Below are 21,411 nucleotides of genomic sequence, written 5' to 3'. Positions count from 1 at the left end.
GGGCGGGTTCAGCGGAACCCTTATGCTGCGAAGATCAGATGACCAGGAAAGGCGAGGCCGTGCCAGTCACCGACGAGGCGATCGAGAAGATCAAGTCCATGATCGTGAGCGGTGAGCTCCGCCCCGGCGCGAAGCTCCCGAAGGAGGCGGACCTCGCCGAGCGACTGGGCCTGTCCCGCAACTCCCTGCGGGAGGCGGTCAAGGCGCTGTCGCTCATCCGGGTCCTCGACGTACGCCAGGGCGACGGCACCTACGTGACCAGCCTGTCGCCCGAAATCCTGCTGGACGCACTGGGTTTCGTCGTCGACTTCCACCAGGACAACACGGTGCTGGAGTTCCTGGAGGTCCGCCGCATCCTGGAGCCCGCCGCCACCGCCATGGCCGCCCGGGTCATGTCCGACGAGGACATCACCGGGCTGGCCGAGCTGCTGCAGAACCTGGACGAGGCAGCCACGCTGGACGAGATCATCGCCAACGACCTGGAGTTCCACCGCAGGATCGCGGCCGGCTCGGGCAACACCGTGCTCTCCTCGCTGATCGACGGCCTGTCCGGGCCCACCACGCGGGCGCGGATCTGGCGCGGGCTGACCGAGGAGGGCGCGGCCGACCGCACCCGCCAGCAGCACCGCGCGATCTACGACGCGATCGCCGGCCGGCGCCCGGAACTCGCCCACGCCTGGGCGACCGTGCACGTCGCCGGGGTCGAGCACTGGCTCCGCGACACCCTCGGCGAGCCCGGATCGGCCCTCGGCTGACACGACTCCACTGACGACGGCCCGGACGGCCGGGACAGCCACTCGGCTGTCCCGGCCGTTGTCAGTGTATGCACAAGTCGGTCGGCCGTCACCGCGCTGGGCGCAAATCGATCCGATGAATGTGCCGCCTCCCCTGGAATCGCGCGGTGCGAGCTCGGCTTGCACGAAGGGCCGGACAGGTCCATGGAGATCGCACCATGCGCCCCAAATAGCCCTACTGAGCTGCCAGTTCATCGAATCCCGGGCGAGCCTCCCCAACTCTGATAAGCATCGAAGGCCATCCCGATCGAGCCGCACGGCCTTGCGATTCATCGGATATATCTCCGCCAGATGCCTTGACAGCCCACGCGGATCGCCGCGATACATGTAGCTGACCCGCGGAGCCCACCCGACAGCGGGCATTCCAGGACAAACGGAGCATCCATGTCACGATCCATCAGTCGCAGGAGCGTGCTCACCGCCGTGGCGGTGGCCACCGCCGCCACCGCCGTCGGACCCGTCGGCATCCCGGCTGCCGAGGCGGCCGGGGCCGGGGGCGACCCGCTGCCCCTCGTCCCGCTGCGCGTCCCGAAGCTCGACCAGGGGACCTGGCAGCAGCCGGACAGCAGGATCCAGTGGATGCGCGACAACAAGGTGTCCATGTTCATCCACTGGGGCGTCTACTCGGCAGCGGCCCAGGGCGAGTGGCACATGTTCTACTCGAAGACCGCCCCGACCTCCTACCGGGCGCAGTGGGCCGGCTCGTTCGCCAGCCAGTCCCGGTCCTACGACCCCGCTGCCTGGGCGCAGCTGGCCAAGGACCTCGGTGCCGCCGAAGTCGTCCTGACCACCCGCCACCACGAGGGGTTCGCCCTGTGGCCCAGCCGCCACCCCAACGCCTGGACCTCCGGCGACACCCCGTTCCCCGCCGGCACGGACTTCGTCAAGGGCTACGTGAACGCCGTGCGCGCGGCCGGCCTGCGGGTCGGGCTCTACTACTCCCCGATCGACTGGCGCTACCCCGGCTACTACGACGTGAGCGGCTCGAAGCCGCCGAGCCCCGCCCTCACCTCCGACTGCGTGCTGCCGAACAGCGTGTACCCGTGGAACTACGAGGGCTCCGACCCGACGAACTTCGACTACCACGAGAACGCCCGCGTCATGAAGAACGAGGTGTACCAGTCCGTCAAGGAGCTGGTCACCGACTACGGCGCGATCGACGACCTCTGGTGGGACGGCGGCTGGCTGGCGCAGCAGGGCACCGACGCGGCGGGGTCGTTCTTCTGGGAGCCCGGTCAGTACCGGGACGGCGGCAACGGCTGGCAGGTGGACTCCGCGTACGGCGAGAGCGAGTGGGGCACCGGCAAGCCGCTGGGTCTCACCGGGGTGCTGCGCCAGCACCAGCCGAACGCCGTGTCCAACTCCCGTTCGGGGTGGGTGGGCGACTACGACCTCGACGAGGGCTCCGGCGTGCCGAGCGGGCCGATCCGGTACGGCCGCCTGGTGCAGAAGACGTTCAGCGTCGGCGGGAGCTGGGGGTACAGCGGCGACTCCGCCATGCCCTTCTCCCAGGCCTTGGGCCTGTTCGTCAACTCCTTCGTCCGCGACATGTCCGTGCTCGTCAACGTCGGCCCGGACGCGACCGGCGCGGTCCCGAGTACGCAGGCCGCGGTAATCCGCCAGCTCGGCGGGTTCATGAGCGCCAACCGGGAGGCCGTGTACAACACCCGCGGCGGCCCGTGGAACCCGGTGGACGGCCGGTACGGCTTCACGTTCGCCGACCGGACCGTCTATGCGCACCTGCTGGCCGGGTACGACGGCGGCATCAGCTTCACGACGCCCTCGCTCGGGGACGCGAACGTCGTCTCGGCCTACGACGTGGTCTCCAGGAGCCCGCTGTCCTTCAAGGTGTCCGCCGGGAACGCCGTCACCGTCACGGGCATCGACCGCACCCGCTACCCCGATGACACCATCGTCGCCATCGTGCTCGACCGCCCGGTGGTCCCGGCCGACATCGCCCGCGGCTGCCCGGCCACGGCCGACAGCGCGGAGACCTCGCACGGGAACGCCGCCGCCAACGCGGTGGACGGGGACACCTCCACCCGCTGGTGCGCGGCCGACGGCGGCACCGGCCACTGGCTCCGGGTCGACCTGGGCTCGGTGCGCCCGGTCACCGGCGCCCGGATCGCCTGGGAGCAGGCGGGGAAGGCCTACCGCTTCCGGGTGGACGGATCCGCCGACGGTGCCACCTGGTCGACGCTCGCCGATCTGAGCGGGAACACCACCGCCGCGCAGGTGCAGGTCGTGGCGTTCACCGGCCGGACCCGCTACGTCCGGGTGACCGTCACCGGTGGTCTGGACGCCGGCACGTGGGCCTCGATCCGTTCGCTGGAGGTCTACGACCGCCGCTTCCTGGACCCGTCCCTCCCCAACGGTTAGGACCCCACTCGAAGCCCGCGACCAGTCTCCCTGGTCGCGGGCTTCGTCGTCCACAGGTAGGCCTCAGCCAAGCCAATCGACGAAGAATGAGTCGTACTCATTTGGGGAATGCGCCTCTTGTGTCGACCGGTAGGCCCGACCACAAGAGCGGCAACAGCATTCACCACACCTGGCATGAGCTGGCATTTTCTGACCATCAGACGCTCCTCGCAGCGCGCGAGCCTGCCATCCACCCTGTGTCATCGGTGTTGCCACGACGAGAAATATGCATGTCTATCGTCTTGACAGGGTTACTCATCTGGATCGATAAATACCACTCATAGGAGCCCACTTGAAGGAGGGACATCCCCCATGAGACCCCTGCGCATCGGCGCACGGACGGCCGTGGCGTTCGCGGCGGCCGCCGCCGTCCTCACGGCCGCACTGCCCGCCCAGCCCGCCTTCGCGGCCACGACGAACTTCTACGTCGACCCCGCCAACGGCAGTGACGGCAACTCGGGGACGAGTACCGCCTCGGCGTTCAGGACCGTCCAGGCCGCCCAGGCCGCGGTCCGCGCCGTGAACGCGAACATGTCCGACGACATCGTCGTGAACCTGCGCGGAGGCACCTACCCGCTCACCGCGCCGATCGGTTTCGGCACCGCCGACTCGGGCACGAACGGGCACACGGTCGTCTACCAGGCGTACAACGGCGAGACCCCCGTCTTCACCGGCGGCAGGACGGTCACCGGCTGGACCCAGGCCGCCAACGGCGAGTACCAGGCTCCCGTGGGTGCCCTCAACTTCCGCCAGCTGTACGTCAACGGAGTCCGCGCGACCCGCGCCCGCTACCCCAACGCCGGTACGGACTTCCAGCTCCAGGGCAGCGACGCCACCAACAAGCTGCTCAAGGTGCTCGATTCACAGGCCTCCGCCAACTGGAACCACCTCAACCAGGTGGAGATGGCGCTGGAGACCCAGTGGGGCGAGAGCTTCCTGCGGCTCAAGTCGGTCAGCTCCGCCAACGGCACCGCCAACATCGCCATCCAGGACCACGAGGCGGGCATCCTCTTCCAGCGCCCGTGGCCGCAGCTCTCCAACGGCTCCCCGCTGCACTTCGAGAACGCCCACGAGTTCCTCGACGAGCCGGGCGAGTTCTATGTCGACACCACCGCGCGGACCCTCTACTACAAGCCCCGCCCCGGCGAGAACATGTCCACGGCCACCGTGCAGGCGCCGACGCTCCAGACGCTCGTCGACGTCAAGGGCACCAGCCTCGACGCCCCTGCCCACGACCTGCGGTTCTCCGGGATCACCTTCACCCAGACCACCTGGATGGAGGCCACCAACAACGGCTACCTGAACGGCCAGGGCGGCAATTACAACCTCTCGGCCGACACCTCCAACCAGCAGTACGTCGGCCGACCGCCGGCCGCCGTCCAGGCCGCGGACACCGACCGCATCTCCATCACCGGCAACGTCTTCACCGAGCTCGGCTCCACCGCGCTCGACCTCTCGCACGGTGTCCACGGCAGCAGCGCGATCGGCAACTACATCTCCGACATCTCCGGCAACGGCATCATGGTCGGCAAGTTCTCCGACCCGACGGTGGAGTACCACACCGTCTACAACCCGCCGGCCTCGCCGGCCGGTGAGGACGCCCGGGAGGTGGTCAAGAACGTCACCGTCAAGGACAACCTGATCGCCCGGACCGGCCGGGACTACCTGGGTACCGCGGGCATCAACGCGGGCTTCGTCAACAGCACCACCATCGACCACAACGACATCTCCGACTCCCCGTGGGCCGGGATCTCGCTCGGCTGGGGCTGGCAGTCGGCGGCCAACGCCGAGGGCAACAACAGCGTCAGCTTCAACCGCATCGGCAACGTGATGAACCGGCTGTGCGACTCGGCCGCCATCTACCACCTGTCGAACGACCCCGGCACGGTCATCAACGGCAACTACATCCACGACGTGCTCCGCAGCTCGGCCGCCTGCGCCTCGCCGGTGCACGGCCTCTACCTGGACGAGGGGTCGGACAACATGACCGTCTCGAACAACGTGCTGTCGCACACCGACGGGTTCATCAACCAGAACCGCAACGGCTCCAACGTCACCCTCACCAACAACACGACGTCCGGCGACGCGGTGATCAAGGCCTCCGGCCTCGAATCCGGCTACCAGTGGATGGCGCTGCGGCCCGACCTCGCCTTCGACAAGCCCGCGACCGCCTCCTCGGTCTACGGCACCGGCACGGAGCCCTCGAAGGCCAGCGACGTCAACAGCTCGACCGGCTGGTCCCCGACCGGCACCGACACCTCGGCCTGGTGGCAGGTCGACCTGGGCCGGCCCTTCCAGCTGGGCCAGTTCGCGCTGACCACCCGCCAGGACCTCGACCAGTCCTCGACCCGCGGCAACTTCGAGGTCCGGGGCTCCAACGACCCGAACTTCGGCAACTACACCGTGCTGGGACGCCAGACGGGCACCCTGCCGTTCGCCTCGACGCTCACCGGCACCATCGACGTCCGCCAGGCCTTCCGCTACGTACGGGTCGCCAAGACCGACGGCGCGTACTTCTACATCACGGACTTCAGCGTCCAGCAGGCCGGCGGGGCCCTGTCCGCATCGACCGGCGCGCCGACCGTCGACCCGTCGACGTTCTCCACCATCAAGAACGTCAACAGCGGTCAGGTGATGGACGTGAACGGCTGGTCCACCGCCGACGGCGCGGCCGTCAACCAGTGGCCGTCCACCGGCGGCGCCAACCAGCAGTGGAGCTTCGTCCCGGTCAGCGGGCAGCTCTACGAGATCGTGAACCGCAACAGCGGCAAGGCTCTTGAGGTGCCCTGGTCCAGCCACTGGCGGACGACCGCCGCGGACCAGTCCACCTACAACGGCGGCAACAACCAGCTCTGGTACTTCGAACCGACCAGCGGTGGCTACCTCCTCCGCAACTACGAGAGCCGACAGGTCCTGGAGGTGAGCGGCAGCTCGACGGCGAACGGGGCCGCCGTCGACCAGTCGATGGCCCTGAACCAGTCCAACCAGGCCTGGACGGTCCAGTGACACCGTGACGCCCCACCGGGCACCGCGGTGAGCGGGCAGCACGGTAAGGCCGAAGCCCTCCCCCTCGTGAAGGGGGGAGGGCTTCGGTGTCGCCCGGATCCTCGGGCCTCGGGCCTCGGGTGAGGACTCAGGCGGCGGGCGGGGCCGGGACCGGTACGTCCGCCTGGCCCTCGGTGTCGAGCCCGCGCGGCCGCTCGTCGGGGAGGAGCAGCCGGCCCACCTTCGAGGAGACGATGCACTCCTCCCGGGGGCGGCCCCGCTGCGCGGCGCCGAGCCGCCGTTCGGAGAGACCGAGGCCGTCGTGCGCTGCGGTGTCCAAGGACCGCATGCCGACGGCCCGGGCCGCGTCGAGCGCGGCCCGGGCATCGGATTCCGGGGTGACGTCGTACAGGTTGCCGATCACCGCGCCGCCGAAACCGGAGTTCGGTGGCGGCGACGGGTGTGGGCCGGAGACTCCGGAGGTCAGCGGCGGACGGCGGCGGAGGCGCCCGCGACCAGGGCCTCGACCTCGGCGCGCGAGGCCATGGCGACGTCACCGGGCGTCGTCATGGTGAGGGCGCCCAGGGCCGTGCCGTAGGCGAGGGCGCGCTCCAGCGGGGCACCGTCGAGCAGGCCGTGGATCAGGCCGGCCGCGAAGCCGTCCCCGGAGCCGATCCGGTCCAGGACGTGCAGTCCGGGCATCTCGGGGCCGGCGACGTGACCGGTCTTCGCTGACCATGCCGCCGAGCTCCAGTCGTTCACCCCGGCCGAGGGGACCTCGCGCAGGGTCGTCGCCAGCACCCGCGCCCCGGGAAGCAGCGCGGCCACCGAGTCGAGCGCGTCCGGCACCTCGTCGGCGCCGAAGCGCTCGGCGCCGGGGTGGCCGCCCGCCATCCCCAGGGCGCCCACGATGACGTCGGCGTGCCGGGCGAGCCGCAGGTCCGTCTCGCGGGCCCGCGCCGGCCCGCCGCGGCCGGCCCAGAGGCTCGGGCGGTAGTTGGGGTCGTACGAGACGGTGAGACCGTGGCGGCGGGCGGCCGCCATCGCCTCCTCGGCGACGTCGGCGGTGGTGTCGGACAGTCCGGCGAAGATGCCGCCGGTGTGGAACCAGCGCACCCCGCCACCGAAAGCCGCGTCCCAGTCGACGTCCCCCGCCCGCAGTTGGGACACGGCCGTGTGGGCGCGGTCGCTGACGCCGAGTGCGCCGCGGATGCCGAAGCCCCGCTCGACGAAGTTCAGACCGTTGCGCGCGCTGCGGCCGATGCCGTCGTCGGGCACCCAGCGGATCAGCGAGGTGTCGACGCCGCCCTGGAGGACCAGGTCCTCGACGAGCCGGCCCACCGCGTTGTCGGCGAGTGCGGTGACGACGGCCGTCCGCAGGCCGAAGCAGCGGCGCAGCCCGCGGACGACGTTGTACTCGCCGCCGCCCTCCCACACCCGGAAGGTCCGGGCGGTACTGATCCGCCCCTCCCCCGGGTCGAACCGCAGCATGACCTCGCCGAGGGCCACCACCTCGGTCATGGCGCACCCACCCGCACGGCCTCGGCCGTCAGTCGACGGATCTCCGGGTAGTCCCCGGCGTCCAGGTGGGCGGGCGTCGCCATCCAGCTGCCGCCGACGGCGAGGACGGCGGGCTCGGCGAGGTAGCCCGCCAGCTGGTCGGGGCCGATGCCGCCGGTCGGCATGAAGCGCACGCCCGGGAAGGGCGCCCCGAGCGACCGGAGCGCCCGCAGGCCGCCGACCGCCTCGGCGGGGAACAGCTTGACGGTGGTGAGGCCGGCCCGCAGAGCCCGCATCAGCTCGGTGGCGGTGGCCACGCCCGGCACCACCGGCACGTCCAACTCCCGGCAGGCCGCGACCACTTCCTCGTCGTAGCCGGGAGAGACGACGAACCGGGCGCCGGCCGCCACCGCGCGCTCCGCCTGCTCGGCGGTGAGCACCGTGCCGGCGCCGACGGCCAGGCCGCCGTGCGCGGCCATCGCCTTGACCACCTGCTCGGCGTCCGGGGTGCGGAAGGTGACCTCGGCGCACCGGGCGCCGCCCTCGGCGAGCGCCTCGGCCAGCGGGCCGGCCGTCGCCGGGTCGCGCACGGTCAGCACCGGCACGACGCGGGCGCCGTCCAGCACGGCGACCGGATCGGCGGTCAGGTCGGCAGTCATCGGCCCAGCCATCCACCGTCGACGGGCAGGACGGTGCCGTGGACGTAGGCGGCGGCGTCCGAGGCGAGGAACACGGTGGCGCCGGCCAGGTCGTCGGCCCGTCCCCAGCGGCCGGCCGGGATCCGCTCCAGGATCGACGTGCTGCGCGCCGGATCGTCCTGCAGCGCCTGGGTGTTGTCGGTGGCGATGTAGCCGGGCGCGATGGCGTTGACGTTGACTCCGGAACCGGCCCACTCGTTGGCGAGCGCCTTGGTCAGACCGGCGACCCCGTGCTTGGCGGCGGTGTAGCCGGGGACGGTGATGCCGCCCTGGAAGCTCAGCAGGGAGGCGGTGAAGATGACCTTCCCCCGGCCGCGGGCCACCATCGCGGCGCCCACCGCGCGGGTCAGCGCGAACTGCGCGCTCAGGTTGACCTGGAGCACCAAGTCCCAGTCGGCGTCCGGGTGTTCGGCGGCCGGTGCGCGGCGGATGGTGCCCGCGTTGTTGACCAGGATGTCCACCGGCCGCTCCCGGCCCGCGAGGTCCGCGCCCAGGGCCCGCACCGCGTCCGGGTCGGCGAAGTCGGTGCGCAGCGCCTCGAAGCTGCGGCCCGCGGCCAGGACGTCCTTCTCGACCTCGCTGCCGCTCTCCTCCAGGTTGGCGCTGACGCCGATGACGTCCGCGCCGGCCTCGGCGAGGGCGCGGGCCATGGCCCGGCCGATGCCGCGCCGGGCGCCGGTGACGACCGCGAGCCTGCCGGTCAGGTCGAAGGCGTTCATTCGCCGGCCCCCTGGGTGTCGTCGGTGCAGTCCACCAGGATCTTCATCACGTCGCCGCCGCCCTCCAGGGCCTCGAAGGCCGCGGGCGCCTCGGTCAGCGGCACGACCTTGCTGATCAGCCGCTCGGCCGGGATCGTGCCGTCGGCGACCAGCGCCACCGCCCGCTCGAAGTCCGAGCGGTCGTACAACCGGGCTCCCACCAGGGTGAGTTCACGCCAGAAGAAGCGGTGCAGGTTCACCTCGCGGGGGCGGGGGTGGATCGCCACCAGGCACACCCGGCCGCGCACCCCGAGCACCTCGACGGCGGTGTCGACCCCGGCCGCCGCGCCGGACACCTCGAAGGCGACGTCCGCGCCCGCGTCCCCGGTCCACTGCCGGACCGCCTCGGCCACGTCCTCGGCCGCCGGGTCCCAGGTGGCGAGCCCCAACTCCTCGGCGAGCTTGCGCCGGTGGGCGCTCAGCTCCACCACCCGCACCTCGGCCCCGGCGGCCCGGGCCACCAGGGCTATCAGGATCCCGACCGGGCCACCGCCCACGACGACGACCCGCTCACCGGCCTGTACCCCGGCCCGGCCGACGTCGTGCACGGCCACCGCGGTGGGCTCCACCAGCGCGGCCCGGTCCAGGGCGAGGGAGTCCGGCAGCCGGATCAGCGTGGCGGCCGGGACCGTCCAGCGCTGCTGCATCGCACCCGGCGAGTCGATGCCGATGAAGTCCAGGTTCTGGCACACGTGTTGATGGCCGCTCAGGCAGGCCGGGCAGGTGTCGTCCCAGCGCAGCGGCATCACCGTCACCGCGTCCCCGGCCTGCCAGCCCTCGACGCCGGCGCCGACCTTGAGCACCAGGCCGGACATCTCATGGCCCAGGACGGCGGGCGCGGCGACCCGGGCGTCCATGTCGCCGTGGAAGATGTGGAGGTCGGTCCCGCAGATCCCCACGTAGGCGGGGGCCAGCAGGACCTCCCCGGGGCCGGGCTCGGCGGCCTCGACCGGGGCCGTGTCCAGCGTGCGGGCGGCTGTATAGCGAACAGCAAGCGTCATGGTGATCCCAAAAGTCTCGTCGGTACGGGTTACGAGAGGGGGGCGAGGCGGTAGAAGGCGGTCGCGGTGCCCGCGAGGACCGCCGAGGTCTCGTCGGCGGAGCACCCGTCGAGCAGCTCGTCCACGGTTTCGGCCCAGCGGTTCCAGCCTCCTGCGAGGTTGGCCACCGGCCAGTCCGAGCCGAACATCAGCCGCTCGGGGCCGAAGGCGCTCAGCAGGACGTCCCAGACCGGGCGGAGGTCGGCGGTGGTCCAGGCGTGGTGGTCGGCCTCGGTGATCAGTCCGGACACCTTGCAGACCACCTGCGGGTGCGCGGCCAGCCGCCGCAGCCGCTGCTCCCACTCCCCCAGTTCGCCGCGGGCGATGTCGGGCTTGCCGGCGTGGTCGAGTACCAGGGGCAGGTCCGGGAGGCGTTCGGCCAGTCGGCTCGCCTGGTCGAGCTGGTGGCTGCGGACGAGCACGTCGTAGCCGAGGCCGCGGTCCCGGATCGCCGCCAACCCGCGTTCGACGTCCGGGCGTTGCAGCCACTCCGGGTCCGTCTCGCCCTGTACCAGGTGCCGCAGGGAGCGCAGGTGCTCGCCGCCCGGGCCGGCCAGCAGCCGGTCGAGTTGGTCGCCCACGGCGGGGGACGTGAGGTCCGCCCAGCCGACCACGGCCGCGATCAGCGGCTCCCGGGCGGCGAGGGCGAGCAGGTCCTCGGTCTCGGGGACGTCCGGGACGCACTGCACGGCCACCGTGCGGTGGAGTCGGCGGCCCGCCACCGTGCCGGTGGCGGTGGCGCGCAGGTCGTCGGGGGTGAACGTGCGGCGGATCGACTCCAGGCCGGGCTCGTCGAGCCAGGCTTGCGGGCGCTCGGCGAGGTCCCACAGGTGGTGGTGGGCGTCGATCAGCCCGGGGGTCGGGGTGGCGGTCACTGGGGGCTCCGGGTTCGGGTGGTCGGTCCGGCGCGGGTCCGGTCAGCCGGCGGTGGGGTCGGCGGTGGGGCCGACGGGCTCGCCCAGGTGCCAGACCTCGGGGAGTTCGGTCCACTGGCGGGAGTCGCCCCGGTCGGGCCAGGGCTCCTGGCAGGGGTCCGTGTGCGTCCACCACTCCTGGGTCACCGGGTCGGCCTCCAGTTCCGCCATGTCGGCGTCGAAGTCCTCGCCGTGGTACTCGAAGTAGGCGAACAGCACGTCGCCGTGGAGGTAGATGCTGTAGTTGCGGATCCGCGCCCGGTGGAGGGCCGCCTCGACTCCGGGCCAGACGGCGGAGTGGAGTTCGAGGTACTTCTCCCGGTGCTCGGGGCGGAGCCTGATGGTCTGGGCGAAGCGCTTCACGCGGATTCCTCCGATGTTTCGGCGTTCGACAGGGTGGCCGGGGCGCCGAAGGGCGAACGGTAGCTGGGCGTACGGGTGCGGAGCTCCAGCCGGAGCGTCAGCCGGATCCGGGTGGACGCGGGCAGCTGCACCGTCAGGTAGGCGCCGTCTCCTGACGTTTCGGACTCGCCGACCACCGGCTCGGTGTGGCCGTAGTCGTACATGTCGCCGACCCAGCCCTCGTCCGTGCACGTCGTGTACCGGACCGAGGCGATGCTGTGCTCGGCGAGCGCGCCCGCCTGAATGATAATGGTCCGATCTTTGTCTGGCGAGAGGTTCACCAGCTCGACCGTGGTCGCCTCGGGGTCGATGGAGGTGACCAGGGCGGCCACGTCCTGCGGCAGCCCCGCCCGGCGGGCCCGGGCGTCGTGGTAGCGCAGCCGGGCCTGCTGGAGGCCGCCGTTGTAGAGCACCTGGGGACCGCCCCAGGTCAGCTGGACCAGGGCCTCGGTGGCGACCGGGTTGCACTGCTGCCAGACGTGGATGTCGGCCTCGTCCACCTCCAGGTCGCGGTAACGCTCGATCCGCCGCAGGCGGTGGCGCACCTGCGCCTGGGCGGCGGCGAGGATCCGCTCGGGGTAGCCCGGGTCGTCACCGGCGAGGAAGGCGAACCACGCCTTCTCGTGCCCGGACTCCTCCTTGGCCCGGAACGGCCGCACGGTGCTCCAGTCGAGTCCGTCCGCCTCGCGCAGCCGCTCGATCCGGTCGCGGTCGGCCTCGGAGGCGGTGTGGTGCCACAGCGCCATCGGCACCGGCAGGGTGACCGGGTTGTAGTCGAACCAGCCCGAGTCGTTGCGCCGGAACGGGAGGTGGAGCGCCGGCTCGTCGGCGTCCCCGGCGAGCTCGACCGCCCACTTGGACCGGAGGCTGGAGTCCGCCTCGGTGAAGGGCATCAGCTTGGCCCGGGAGATGATCTCGTCGAGCGAGGTCCCGACCATCGAGAGGTAGTCGTCCTCCCCGGTGCTCACCGCCGCGGCCAGCGCCGCCACACAGGCCGCGTGGCCCACGCTGTGCCAGCCGTGCGGCCAGGACCAGCCGTAGTGGCCGCCGTACCAGCGGCCTTCCAGCCGGCCGCCGACCTCCCCGTCCGGGCTGACGTTGTCCGGTATGAGCCCGCCGTTCGCCTCGGTGCGCTCCCGCCAGGCGCCGACGTACTCGACGATCCAGTCGCGGTAGCGCTGCTCGTGGGTCAGGACCCAGGCGTTGAGGACCAGCCCGGCCACGGCGAGGTTGACGGCGGTGTCGCCGACGCCGATCCGCTCGCGCATCTGCGCGCCGAGCCGCGGGTCCGAGGAGAGCGGGTACGGGCCGTCCTGCGCCTCGGGGAGCCATTCGAGCGGGTAGCCGTACGTGTCGGCTTCCTTCTGCAGCCACGGGTAGACCTCGTCGTCGCTCACGCCCTGCCGGTCCGGGTCGCTGCCGTTGTGCGGGCGGGTGACGATGCGGTGGGCGGGGTCGTAGTTGCCGTGGACCGGGTCGACGTACAGGTCGGCGAAGCGCAGGGCGCGCTCGGACCAGCGCTCGGGGTCGGCCATGCACAGGAAGTAGAGCAGCAGCAGGCTCTCGCCCTGGTGGAACCAGTCGTAGCCGCGCTCGTACTCGTCCTGGAGCATGCCCAGTTCGGTGAGGTGGGCGGTGACGCCCTCCCAGTGCTTGCCGCCGGCGTCCAGGAGATCGTCGGCCCCGCCGAGCAGGTACAGCTGAGGCCAGTTGAAGAAGACCTCGTAGAAGTCGTCCACGCCGTCACGGGTGGTCAGCCGGCCCTGGTAGTTCAACCGGCCGTCGGGGCCGGTGAAGTCGCGGGCGAACCGGCGCCAGCCGTGGTCGAGCAGGTCGAACAGCGCGCGCTGCGCCAGGGCCCAGCCGGGCGGTTCGAGCAGCGGCACCGAGGCCTGGATCTCGGCCGGGGAACCCGTGGCGCCCTCGCCCGGGGAGGGGTCGATGGAACTGAGGGACATGGGAGGATCTCCGATCGGAGTGACGGCGCGGGTGTCATTCCTTGGTGGCTCCGGCGAGCATCCCGCTGACCAGGAAGCGCTGGGCGAAGAGGAAGACGACCAGGACCGGGGTGATGGCGACCAGGGTCGCGAGGGCCAGCTGCGGGCGCTCGATGGCGAGCGAACCGGCGGTCGGGTTGAACTGCGGCACGCTGCTGAGCAGGTTGCCGACGCCGACCTGGATCGGCATCTGGTCGTCCTGGGGCAGCATCACGTACGGCAGGAAGTAGTTGGTCCAGTTGGCGACGAAGCTGAAGAAGCCGACGAGCGCGATGACCGGGGTCGCCAGCGGCAGTGCGATGTGACGGAAGACGCCGAACTCCGAGCAGCCGTCCATCCGTGCGGCCGCCAGCAGGTCCTTCGGCACAGCGGTGGTGAAGTAGATGTACGTCAGGTACACGCCGAACGGGTAGAACGCGTACGGCAGGACGATCGACCACATGGTGCCGATCAGGTGCGCCGCGTTGACCTCCAGGAAGAGCGGCACGACCAGGGTGGCGCTCGGCATCAGCATCACGACCAGGGTCGAGACCAGCAGCAGGCGCCGACCGCGGAACTCGGTCATGGCCAGCGCGTACCCCGCCGGCACCGACACGCAGAGGGTGATGACCAGGGAGATCACCGCATACAGGGCGGAGTTGCCCAGCCACTGCAGGATCGCGCCGTCCTGGAAGCCCTTCAGGGCGTCCCAGTTGGCCAGGAGGGCGTCCCAGGAGCCGAAGGAGAGCGGGTTGTCGTGGACCAGCTGCTGGTCGGTCTTGGTCGCCGCGAGGACGAGCCAGAGCACCGGCAGCACGAAGAACGCGGCGAAGACCGCGAGGACGGAGCCGGTCAGCAGCCGGTACGACGCGTTCCGTACGGGCCGGTGCCTGCGCCGGGACGCCCGGTGTGGAGCTCGGGTCATGACGCTTGGTTCCCGTTCCTCGCGTGGTGTGGCGGCGACCGCGGTGGCAGGGGGCTCAGTCGGCATCGAAGAATCCCGACCGTGCGACGAAGAAACCGGCGGCCGTCACGCTGACGACCAGGAGCTCCATCGAGACCGCCGCGGCGCCGTTGACGTTGTTCATCTGGAAGGCGAAGTCGTAGGTCAGCTGGTTGAGCGAGTAGTCGCGGCCGGCCACGCCCACGCTGGCGAGCGAGAGCAGCTGCGGCTCGACGAAGAGCTGCGCGCCGCCCGCGAAGGCCAGGATCACCATGTAGACGATCCACTTGCGGAGCAAGGGGATCTGCACGTGCCAGGCGGTCTGCCAGGCACCCGCACCGTCGATCCGCGCGGCCTCCAGGACGTCGTGCGGGATGTTGTTGAGCGCGCCGTACATGACGACGATCCAGCCGCCGGCCCCGGTCCAGAAGGCGATGGCGGTGAACAGCACCGGGAGGTTGCCGGGCGCGATGACCGCGCCGAAGGTGTCGAAGCCCAGCATGCCCAGCAGCGAACTGACCGGACTCACCGTCGGATCGAGCATGAACAGCCACACCAGCACGCTCGCGGCGCCCGCGAGCGCCCCGGGGATGTAGTAGAGGAAGCGGAGCGTGCGGCTGATCGGCCCCGAGGAGAGGCGGTGCAGCAGCAGCGCCAGCCCCACCACGAACACCACCAGCGAGACCAGCCAGAACAGGAGGTAGAGCGCCACGTGGCCGATCGCGTCCACGAAGCGGAAGTCCTGCGCCGTGGAGACGAAGTTGGCGAGCCCGGTGAACGAGCCCCCGGCGTCGGTGAAGGCGAAGTAGATCGCGTAGCCGGTCGGGAGGACGCCGAAGGCGACCAGCAGCAGCGCGTAACCGGCGACGAAGGCCAGGCCGGCCCGGCTCCCGCGGGCGCCGTTGCGGCGCCGGGGGGAGCCGGCCGAGGAGGAGTCGAGGGTCACTGCGAGACCTTGTATCCGAACGACTGGGCGTGCTTGACGATCGAGTCCTGCCAGGCGGGCAGCAGGGAGGTGACGGTCTGCCCCTGGGTCAGACCGGGCTTGACCGTGGCGGCCCAGATCCCCTCCTGGCTGAACTGGCCCGAGCCCCAGCCGGGCCACACCTGGGAGGCGGCGTCCTTGAGGGCGCCGAGGTCACCGGCGTAGTACCCGGCGGCCGCCTGCGCCTTGAGCCACTCCTCGGCGGCGGGCGCGTAGGCCGGGAAGCCCGGGGACTTCTGGGCCTGGTAGGCGTTGTCGGTGGTGACCCACGTGAGGAAGTCGGTGGCGGCCTTGAGGTGGGTGGAGTGCTGCGACACCAGCCAGGTGCCGCCGCCGACGTTGCCGGTGGCCGGCTCGGTGTCGCCCTGCCACTGGGGCATCGGGGCCACGCCGATCGTCTTCTCCGGCAGCTTGAGGGTGTCCCGGAACACCGCGCCGCCGAACCACGCCGGGCCGGGCATGAGCAGGATCCTGGCGGCCTCGTTCTTGGCGAAGTCGGTGCTGAAGACCCCGCTGATGGACATCGACTTGTTCTTGATCAGGCCGTCCAGGAGCGCGGCCATCCTGGTGCAGTTCTCGCCGGCGGTGTTCACCGAGACGGCCTTGGGACCGGTGATGTGGTTGGCCCCGCACTTGCTCGCCCAGAGGTAGATCTCGGGGGCGAAGGAGTCCCCGGCATCGCCCACCAGGTAGCCGGGGTGTTCGGCGGCCACCTTCTCGCCCAGCTCCTGGTACTCCTCCCAGCTCTTCGGGACGGTGTAGCCGAACTGCCGCATCAGCGGCGCGTTGTACCAGAGCACGGTCTGCGAGAGGTCGTTGCGCAGGCAGTAGACGGTGCCGTTGACCGTACAGACGTCGTTGGCGCCTTTGGCGAAGCCGTTCAGGGTGTCCGCCGGGATCAGGCCCTTGTCGAGCGGCGCGGCGAAGCCGGCGTCGACCGCCCAGGTCGCCTCGTTGTTCTGGGAGCTGAACACGACGTCGGGCCAGCCCTTGCCGGTCCGGTTGAAGAGCTGGATCTTGGTCTGGAGGTAGTTCGAGCCGTTGGCGTCGCCGTCGTAGGAGACGATGTCCAGCTTCACCTCCGGGTGCAGCGCCTGGTACTGCTTCGCGGCGGCCACCCTGGTCGCGTCGACCCAGACGGTCAGTGTGCCGTCGGACTGCGCCGCCTGGGCGAAGCCGTCCTTGGTGGTCTTTCCGGATGAGCCGCCGCTGCTGCAGGCGGCCACGGTCATCACCAGGGTCGCCGCGCAGGCGGCGAGCATCACCGCTCGTCTCTTGCCGGACACTGCTTCCCGGCCGACCGGAGGCTTGTTGACGGTCATCATCGACTCCACTGCAGAGGCCCCGAACTGATCGGGAGGTGGGGGGAGGGCGACGCGGGACCGTCCCGGTCCGGCGTCGGATACCGAAGGGCAGCCGTTCCGCTGCCGCCCTGGGAGACAATTAGCCGCTCTATCGAGTAGGCCGTCAAGAGTTCACACGGTCTTATTCGGACTGATTTCGGACCGCATACCGAGCTCTGCGCGGCATTGGTGACGCGTTTTCAGGCATTTGCTCACTTTCGTGGGTCAATTCGCGCCATGAAGTTCGACAGAATGAGTAGGACTCATTGCCAGCTGCGGTAAGGTGAGCCAGCTCGCCGACGCGCAGCCTCGTCTCGCGCCCCACCCCGAAGGCAGGACAGATGAACGACACGCCCACGCCTCAGGCCGCGCTGCCCGTACAGACCTCCCCCACCCCCGGGGCGGCGCCGAACGGCCCGGGCGAGGAGCGGCGGGACTACCGGCCGGGATACGAGATCGTGTCGGAGCAGATCCTCGAGTACATCGCCGAGGCACACCTGGTGGCGGGCGACCGACTCCCCACGGAACACGATCTGGCCAAGACGCTGAACACCAGCAGGGCCGTGGTCCGGGAGGCGGTGAAGATCCTCTCCGCACTCGGCCGCGTCCGGGCGCACAAGGGGCGCGGCCTGTTCGTCGCGGACGACGAGGGCATGCTCATCACCAGCCGCTGGGGCGGTTTCTTCCGACCCGTCGACCTGGACCACGTCCTGATGCTGTTCGAGTTCCGCAAGGTCCAGGAGACGGCCGCCAGCAGTCTCGCGGCCACCCGGGCCACACCCGCCGAACTGCGCACCATCGAGGTCGCCGTGCAGCAGTGCCGGCACGGATTCGTCCACGGCCAGGTCGACGTCTTCAACCAGGCGGACGACGACTTCCACACGGCCGTGGCCACCGCCGCTCACAACACCTTCCTGCTCAGCGCCGTACGGGACGCACGCAGGCTGCAGCGCCAGTCCAGTGCCATCGGCATCCACGACGTGCTCAGCGAGGGGACCCAGGCCGCGGTGGAGGAGCACGAGGCGATCTACCGGGCCATCCGCGACGGCCGGCCCGACGAGGCCGCCACGGCCACGGCGGCACACCTCGACCGGACGCTGGAGGACTACCGCCGGGAGATCCAGCGGCGCCTGTTCGGCTAGGGCGTCCGGCGGCCGCCCGTTCGCAGCGCGGCGCCGAGGCGGCGAGGGGTCCCTCCGCGGCAAGTGCCTTGACGTCTCGGGCGCTTCCAGGGCCGACGCCGCCGTCATCCAGTGGACCTGCAGCGGCGGCACCAACCAGATGTTCACCCTCCAGCCCGTCACCACACTCGGCAACGGTCAGGAGTACCAGCTCGTGGCCGTCCACAGCGGCAAGTGCGTCGACGTCAGCGGTGTCTCCACCACCTCGGGCGACCTCATCCACCCGTGGACCTGCGACCCGGCAAGCAACCTGGCCGACAAGAGGAACCAGATCTGGCGCCTGACCGGCAAGGCCTGACCTGCCGCGCCCCCCGGGGCGCCGGGTCCCCGGGCGGCCCGGCCGCGCTGCACGCCGACCGGGCCGTGATTCGAGGGGCTCGACTGCGGGGCAGCCGCACGACCCGGCGGGGCCGGCGGGCAGCTGGACCAGCTCGCCTACGGGCTTCCGGTCGGCCCCCGCTGACGGCTCATCGAGCCGTCAGCGGGGCTTCGTCCTCGTTACTTCCGGCTCCACTGCTGCTTGCTGCCGCCGGTGCAGTCCCAGATCTCGGTCTGCAGACCGTTGGTCGCGGCGGCGCCCGGCACGTCCAGGCAGCGACCGGAGCCGGTGCCGCGCAGCGCGGTGCCGGCGCTGCCCCCGCCGCCCGGATTGGTTCCGGTGCCCCAGCCCCACTGGAGCCGGTCGAGACCGGACTGGTTGGTGACGGCCGGCGAGAGGTTGGTGCCGCTGCCGTTCAGGGAGGTGATGGCGCACGAGGCGTTCTCGCACGGGCCCGGCCCCTGCGTCTGGGCCGCCTCCTTGACGCCCGTCCACAGCACGGATCCCATGCCGAGGCTGGGCATCGCCGGCGAGCAGCTCGCCCCGTCCGATGCCTTGACAGTCGTCACGAGGCTGCCAGAATCGGCTGAGCCGCTCCTGTTATCGCTCACATTTCCACCGCCTTGCACGCGACAGGCCGTGTCGAGCCGCACGGCATGCCCTGCCCGAGCTTCGGTGTCGCGGCCCGGAACGTCCTCCACCCAACGACGAAGGATCCAGCCATGGCGATCAACAGACGTGTCTTCCTGTCGAGTGCCGCCGGCATCGTTGCCGCCGCGACGGCGAATCTGACGCTCGGTACGACGAGGGCGCTCGCGGCTCCGTCCTCCTACTCGCCCACCTGGGCCTCGGTGGATCAGCACCCTCCTGCGCCGGAGTGGTTCCAGGACGCCAAGTTCGGGATCTACTTCCACTGGGGCGCCTTCAGCGTCCCGGCGTACGGCAGCGAGTGGTACCCGCGGAACATGTACATCGGCGGCAGCGATGTGAACAACCATCACATCACCACCTACGGGGACCCGTCGGTCTGGCCCTACAACAACTTCCTCGACGGGGCCCGCGACAAGGCCGGCACCTGGGTGCAGTTCTCGCCCAAGCTGACCTCCCAGGGCGGGAACTTCGACCCGGACGCCTGGGCCCAGCTCTTCGTGGACGCCGGCGCCCGGTTCGCCGGGCCGGTGGCGGAGCACCACGACGGCTTCTCGATGTGGAACAGCACGGTCAACGAGTGGAACTCGGTGCAGCGAGGACCGAAGCTGAACCTCCTGCAGATCTTCCGCGACTCGATCCGGGGCAAGGGCCTGAAGCTGCTGGTGGCCATGCACCACGCCTACAACTTCAACGGCTACTACGACCACGCGCCGGCGCAGCCGACCGCGAGCCTGCAGAAGCTCTTCGGCCAGCTGGGCGGCACGGCGGAGAACCAGCTCTGGTACGACAAGCTCAAGGAGGTCATCGACCTGGCCCAACCGGACATCCTGTGGGAGGACTTCGACCTCTCCAAGGTCGACGAGACGCAACGCCTGAACTTCCTCTCGTACTACTACAACCAGGCCCTGGGCTGGGGCCGGGAGGTCGTGGCCACCTACAAGGACGGTTACGACAACCTCGGCGAGGTCTTCGACTACGAACGCGGCGGGCCAGGCGACATCGCCGACCCGTACTGGCTGACCGACGACAGCATCAGCAGCTCCAGCTGGTGCTACACCGTCGGCATCGGCTACTACTCCACCCAGCAGATGCTGCACGCGCTGATCGACCGGGTCAGCAAGAACGGCAACATGCTGCTCAACATCGCCCCCATGGCGGACGGGACGATTCCCCAGGGCCAGAAGGACGTCCTGCTGGGCATCGGCGACCACCTCCACCGGTTCGGCGAGTCCGTGTACGCCACCCGCGCGTGGACGGTCTACGGGGAGGGGCCGACCAAGATGGGCGGCGGCTCCTTCACCACCCCCGTGGCGGGCACGAACAAGGACTTCCGGTTCACCCGCAGCAAGGACGGCACCGTCCTGTACGCCACGGTCCTCGGCTGGCCCGGGAGTTCCACGACCGTCAGCACCCTGGCGAGCGGCCGTATCGACCTCAGCTCCCTGGCCTCTGTCCAATTGCTCGGTGCGACCGCGGGCACGTACACCGGCCTGCCCACCCCGACCCAGGCGAGCGACGGCCTGCACATCACGCTGCCGTCGTCCTCGGCCCCGTTCAGCGCCCTCGCCTACGTCCTGAAGTTCACCTTCTCCGGTCAGATCCCCGTCCTCCGACCCGGGGGCACCGGCGTGGCCACCGCGTACAGCGACATCTCGTACGCGGGCACCGCGGCCGCCCTGGTGCTGGGCGGCTACACGGCCGCCCAGTTGCAGAGCGCGGGGCTGGCGGTGCAGAGCATCTCCTCCCTGCGGGTTCCGGCCGGCTACCAGGTGATCGGCTACTCCGGCGACAACTTCACCGGGACGGCGTGGACCTTCAGCGCGGACGACCCCGACCTGCGCAACACCGGCAACAACGACGCCATCACCTCGCTGAAGGTGATCTTCAACCCGGCCACCTACTTCCGGATCGGCAACGTCGCCGACGGCCTGGCCCTGGACAGCGGCGGCAACGTCGCCTCGGGCAGCAACCTCAAGCAGTGGACCTGGAACGGCAGCCCCAATCTCCAGTGGCAGGCGGTCGAGCTCGGCAACGGCTACTACAAGCTGGTCAACCGCACCAACGGGATGGTCGCCGACGGCTGGGGCTCCACCTCCAACGGGGCACCCGCGCAGCAGGCTCCCTGGAACGGCGGCACCAACCAGCAGTGGCAGATCACCGACCGGGGCAACGGCCTGTACAGCATCGCCAACCGCACCACGGGCCTGGTCCTGGACGGCGGGGGCCAGGTCGCCGCCGGCTCCGTCACCAAGCAGTGGGGCTGGAACGGCAGCTCCAACCTGCAGTGGTCCTTCATCGCACAGTAGGCCGTCGAACGAGCGGTTCACGACGCGCTGCCCAACCGCTGCAACGCCGTCAACAAGTCCGCTCCGCAAGGCCTGTCCGCGTGACCGCCGCGCCAGGACCCTTCGTGGGGGGGAACCCCCACGCGGGGAGCAGCAAGGCCGGCCCGCCACCGGAGCGCCACCGAGGCCCCCCGGCGGCCCGCCCGCGGGCCGCGCCGA

At 70.7% G+C, this 21,411-nt stretch carries 17 protein-coding genes and 1 pseudogene; 6 read left to right on the top strand and 12 right to left on the bottom strand.

The features are described 5' to 3' along the window. Positions 1 to 59: 59 nt before the first annotated feature. From ACFV8H_RS32600 to ACFV8H_RS32590, 3 genes are all read left to right on the top strand, one after another. Positions 60 to 755 (top strand): FadR/GntR family transcriptional regulator, encoded by a 696-nt coding sequence (locus tag ACFV8H_RS32600; protein WP_380407170.1) that lies wholly within the window; start codon positions 60 to 62, stop codon positions 753 to 755. 423 nt (positions 756 to 1,178) lie between these two features. Further along, positions 1,179 to 3,173: an alpha-L-fucosidase gene (locus tag ACFV8H_RS32595; protein ID WP_380407168.1), complete on the top strand. Its 1,995-nt coding sequence runs from the start codon at positions 1,179 to 1,181 to the stop codon at positions 3,171 to 3,173. 351 nt (positions 3,174 to 3,524) lie between these two features. Next, positions 3,525 to 6,218 (top strand): RICIN domain-containing protein, encoded by a 2,694-nt coding sequence (locus ACFV8H_RS32590; RefSeq protein WP_380407166.1) that lies wholly within the window; start codon positions 3,525 to 3,527, stop codon positions 6,216 to 6,218. A gap of 127 nt (positions 6,219 to 6,345) precedes the next feature. On the opposite strand, the gene ACFV8H_RS32585 is transcribed toward ACFV8H_RS32590, so the two are convergent. The 11 genes from ACFV8H_RS32585 to ACFV8H_RS32535 are packed head-to-tail and all read right to left on the bottom strand — an operon-like array spanning position 6,346 to position 16,735. Then, positions 6,346 to 6,621 (bottom strand): aldo/keto reductase, encoded by a 276-nt coding sequence (locus ACFV8H_RS32585; RefSeq protein ID WP_380407164.1) that lies wholly within the window; start codon positions 6,619 to 6,621, stop codon positions 6,346 to 6,348. A gap of 59 nt (positions 6,622 to 6,680) precedes the next feature. Beyond that, complete coding sequence (locus ACFV8H_RS32580; protein WP_380407163.1) at positions 6,681 to 7,718, bottom strand: sugar kinase; 1,038 nt, start codon at positions 7,716 to 7,718, stop codon at positions 6,681 to 6,683. After that, the gene (locus ACFV8H_RS32575) at positions 7,715 to 8,356 is read right to left on the bottom strand and encodes a bifunctional 4-hydroxy-2-oxoglutarate aldolase/2-dehydro-3-deoxy-phosphogluconate aldolase (RefSeq protein WP_380407161.1); all 642 of its coding nucleotides are present in this window, start codon (positions 8,354 to 8,356) and stop codon (positions 7,715 to 7,717) included. The genes ACFV8H_RS32580 and ACFV8H_RS32575 overlap by 4 nt, the downstream gene beginning before the upstream one ends. After that, complete coding sequence (locus ACFV8H_RS32570) at positions 8,353 to 9,114, bottom strand: SDR family oxidoreductase (protein ID WP_380407159.1); 762 nt, start codon at positions 9,112 to 9,114, stop codon at positions 8,353 to 8,355. The genes ACFV8H_RS32575 and ACFV8H_RS32570 overlap by 4 nt, the downstream gene beginning before the upstream one ends. Further along, positions 9,111 to 10,154 carry a zinc-binding dehydrogenase gene (locus tag ACFV8H_RS32565; protein ID WP_380407157.1) on the bottom strand — a complete coding sequence of 348 codons (1,044 nt, stop codon included), beginning with the start codon at positions 10,152 to 10,154 and terminating at the stop codon, positions 9,111 to 9,113. Before ACFV8H_RS32565 ends, ACFV8H_RS32570 begins: the two co-directional genes overlap by 4 nt. 29 nt (positions 10,155 to 10,183) lie before the next feature. Further along, complete coding sequence (locus ACFV8H_RS32560; protein ID WP_380407155.1) at positions 10,184 to 11,068, bottom strand: amidohydrolase family protein; 885 nt, start codon at positions 11,066 to 11,068, stop codon at positions 10,184 to 10,186. Between the two features lie 42 nt (positions 11,069 to 11,110). Then, positions 11,111 to 11,470, bottom strand: coding sequence for an L-rhamnose mutarotase (locus ACFV8H_RS32555; protein ID WP_380407153.1), 360 nt, complete (start codon positions 11,468 to 11,470; stop codon positions 11,111 to 11,113). Beyond that, positions 11,467 to 13,467: a hypothetical protein gene (locus ACFV8H_RS32550; protein WP_380407151.1), complete on the bottom strand. Its 2,001-nt coding sequence runs from the start codon at positions 13,465 to 13,467 to the stop codon at positions 11,467 to 11,469. The genes ACFV8H_RS32555 and ACFV8H_RS32550 overlap by 4 nt, the downstream gene beginning before the upstream one ends. Before the next feature lie 34 nt (positions 13,468 to 13,501). Further along, complete coding sequence (locus ACFV8H_RS32545; RefSeq protein WP_380407149.1) at positions 13,502 to 14,410, bottom strand: carbohydrate ABC transporter permease; 909 nt, start codon at positions 14,408 to 14,410, stop codon at positions 13,502 to 13,504. Between the two features lie 55 nt (positions 14,411 to 14,465). Beyond that, positions 14,466 to 15,374: a carbohydrate ABC transporter permease gene (locus ACFV8H_RS32540; protein ID WP_380407148.1), complete on the bottom strand. Its 909-nt coding sequence runs from the start codon at positions 15,372 to 15,374 to the stop codon at positions 14,466 to 14,468. Further along, on the bottom strand, positions 15,371 to 16,735 hold the full coding sequence (locus ACFV8H_RS32535) for an ABC transporter substrate-binding protein (protein ID WP_380407146.1): 1,365 nt from the start codon (positions 16,733 to 16,735) through the stop codon (positions 15,371 to 15,373). Before ACFV8H_RS32535 ends, ACFV8H_RS32540 begins: the two co-directional genes overlap by 4 nt. A gap of 362 nt (positions 16,736 to 17,097) precedes the next feature. Here ACFV8H_RS32535 and ACFV8H_RS32530 point away from each other — a divergent pair, with 362 nt between their 5' ends. Beyond that, a complete protein-coding gene (locus ACFV8H_RS32530; protein ID WP_380407145.1) occupies positions 17,098 to 17,898 on the top strand; it encodes a FadR/GntR family transcriptional regulator in 801 nt (266 codons plus the stop codon). 67 nt (positions 17,899 to 17,965) lie between these two features. Further along, a pseudogene (locus ACFV8H_RS32525) lies at positions 17,966 to 18,235 on the top strand (RICIN domain-containing protein); the annotation flags it as partial. A gap of 200 nt (positions 18,236 to 18,435) precedes the next feature. On the opposite strand, the gene ACFV8H_RS32520 reads toward ACFV8H_RS32525, so the two are convergent. Beyond that, entirely contained in the window at positions 18,436 to 18,825 is a 390-nt protein-coding gene (locus ACFV8H_RS32520) for an RICIN domain-containing protein (protein ID WP_380407143.1), read from the bottom strand. A 153-nt stretch (positions 18,826 to 18,978) separates the two neighbouring features. Here ACFV8H_RS32520 and ACFV8H_RS32515 point away from each other — a divergent pair, with 153 nt between their 5' ends. Next, on the top strand, positions 18,979 to 21,213 hold the full coding sequence (locus ACFV8H_RS32515) for an alpha-L-fucosidase (protein WP_380407141.1): 2,235 nt from the start codon (positions 18,979 to 18,981) through the stop codon (positions 21,211 to 21,213). The last annotated feature ends 198 nt before the right edge of the window (positions 21,214 to 21,411 follow it).

It is taken from the genome of Kitasatospora sp. NPDC059827 (assembly GCF_042731675.1).
In the GTDB taxonomy this organism is placed as follows: Bacteria; Actinomycetota; Actinomycetes; order Streptomycetales; family Streptomycetaceae; genus Kitasatospora.
Note: the sequence above shows the minus strand (reverse complement) of the source record. Positions and strands in the feature narration are given on the sequence as shown.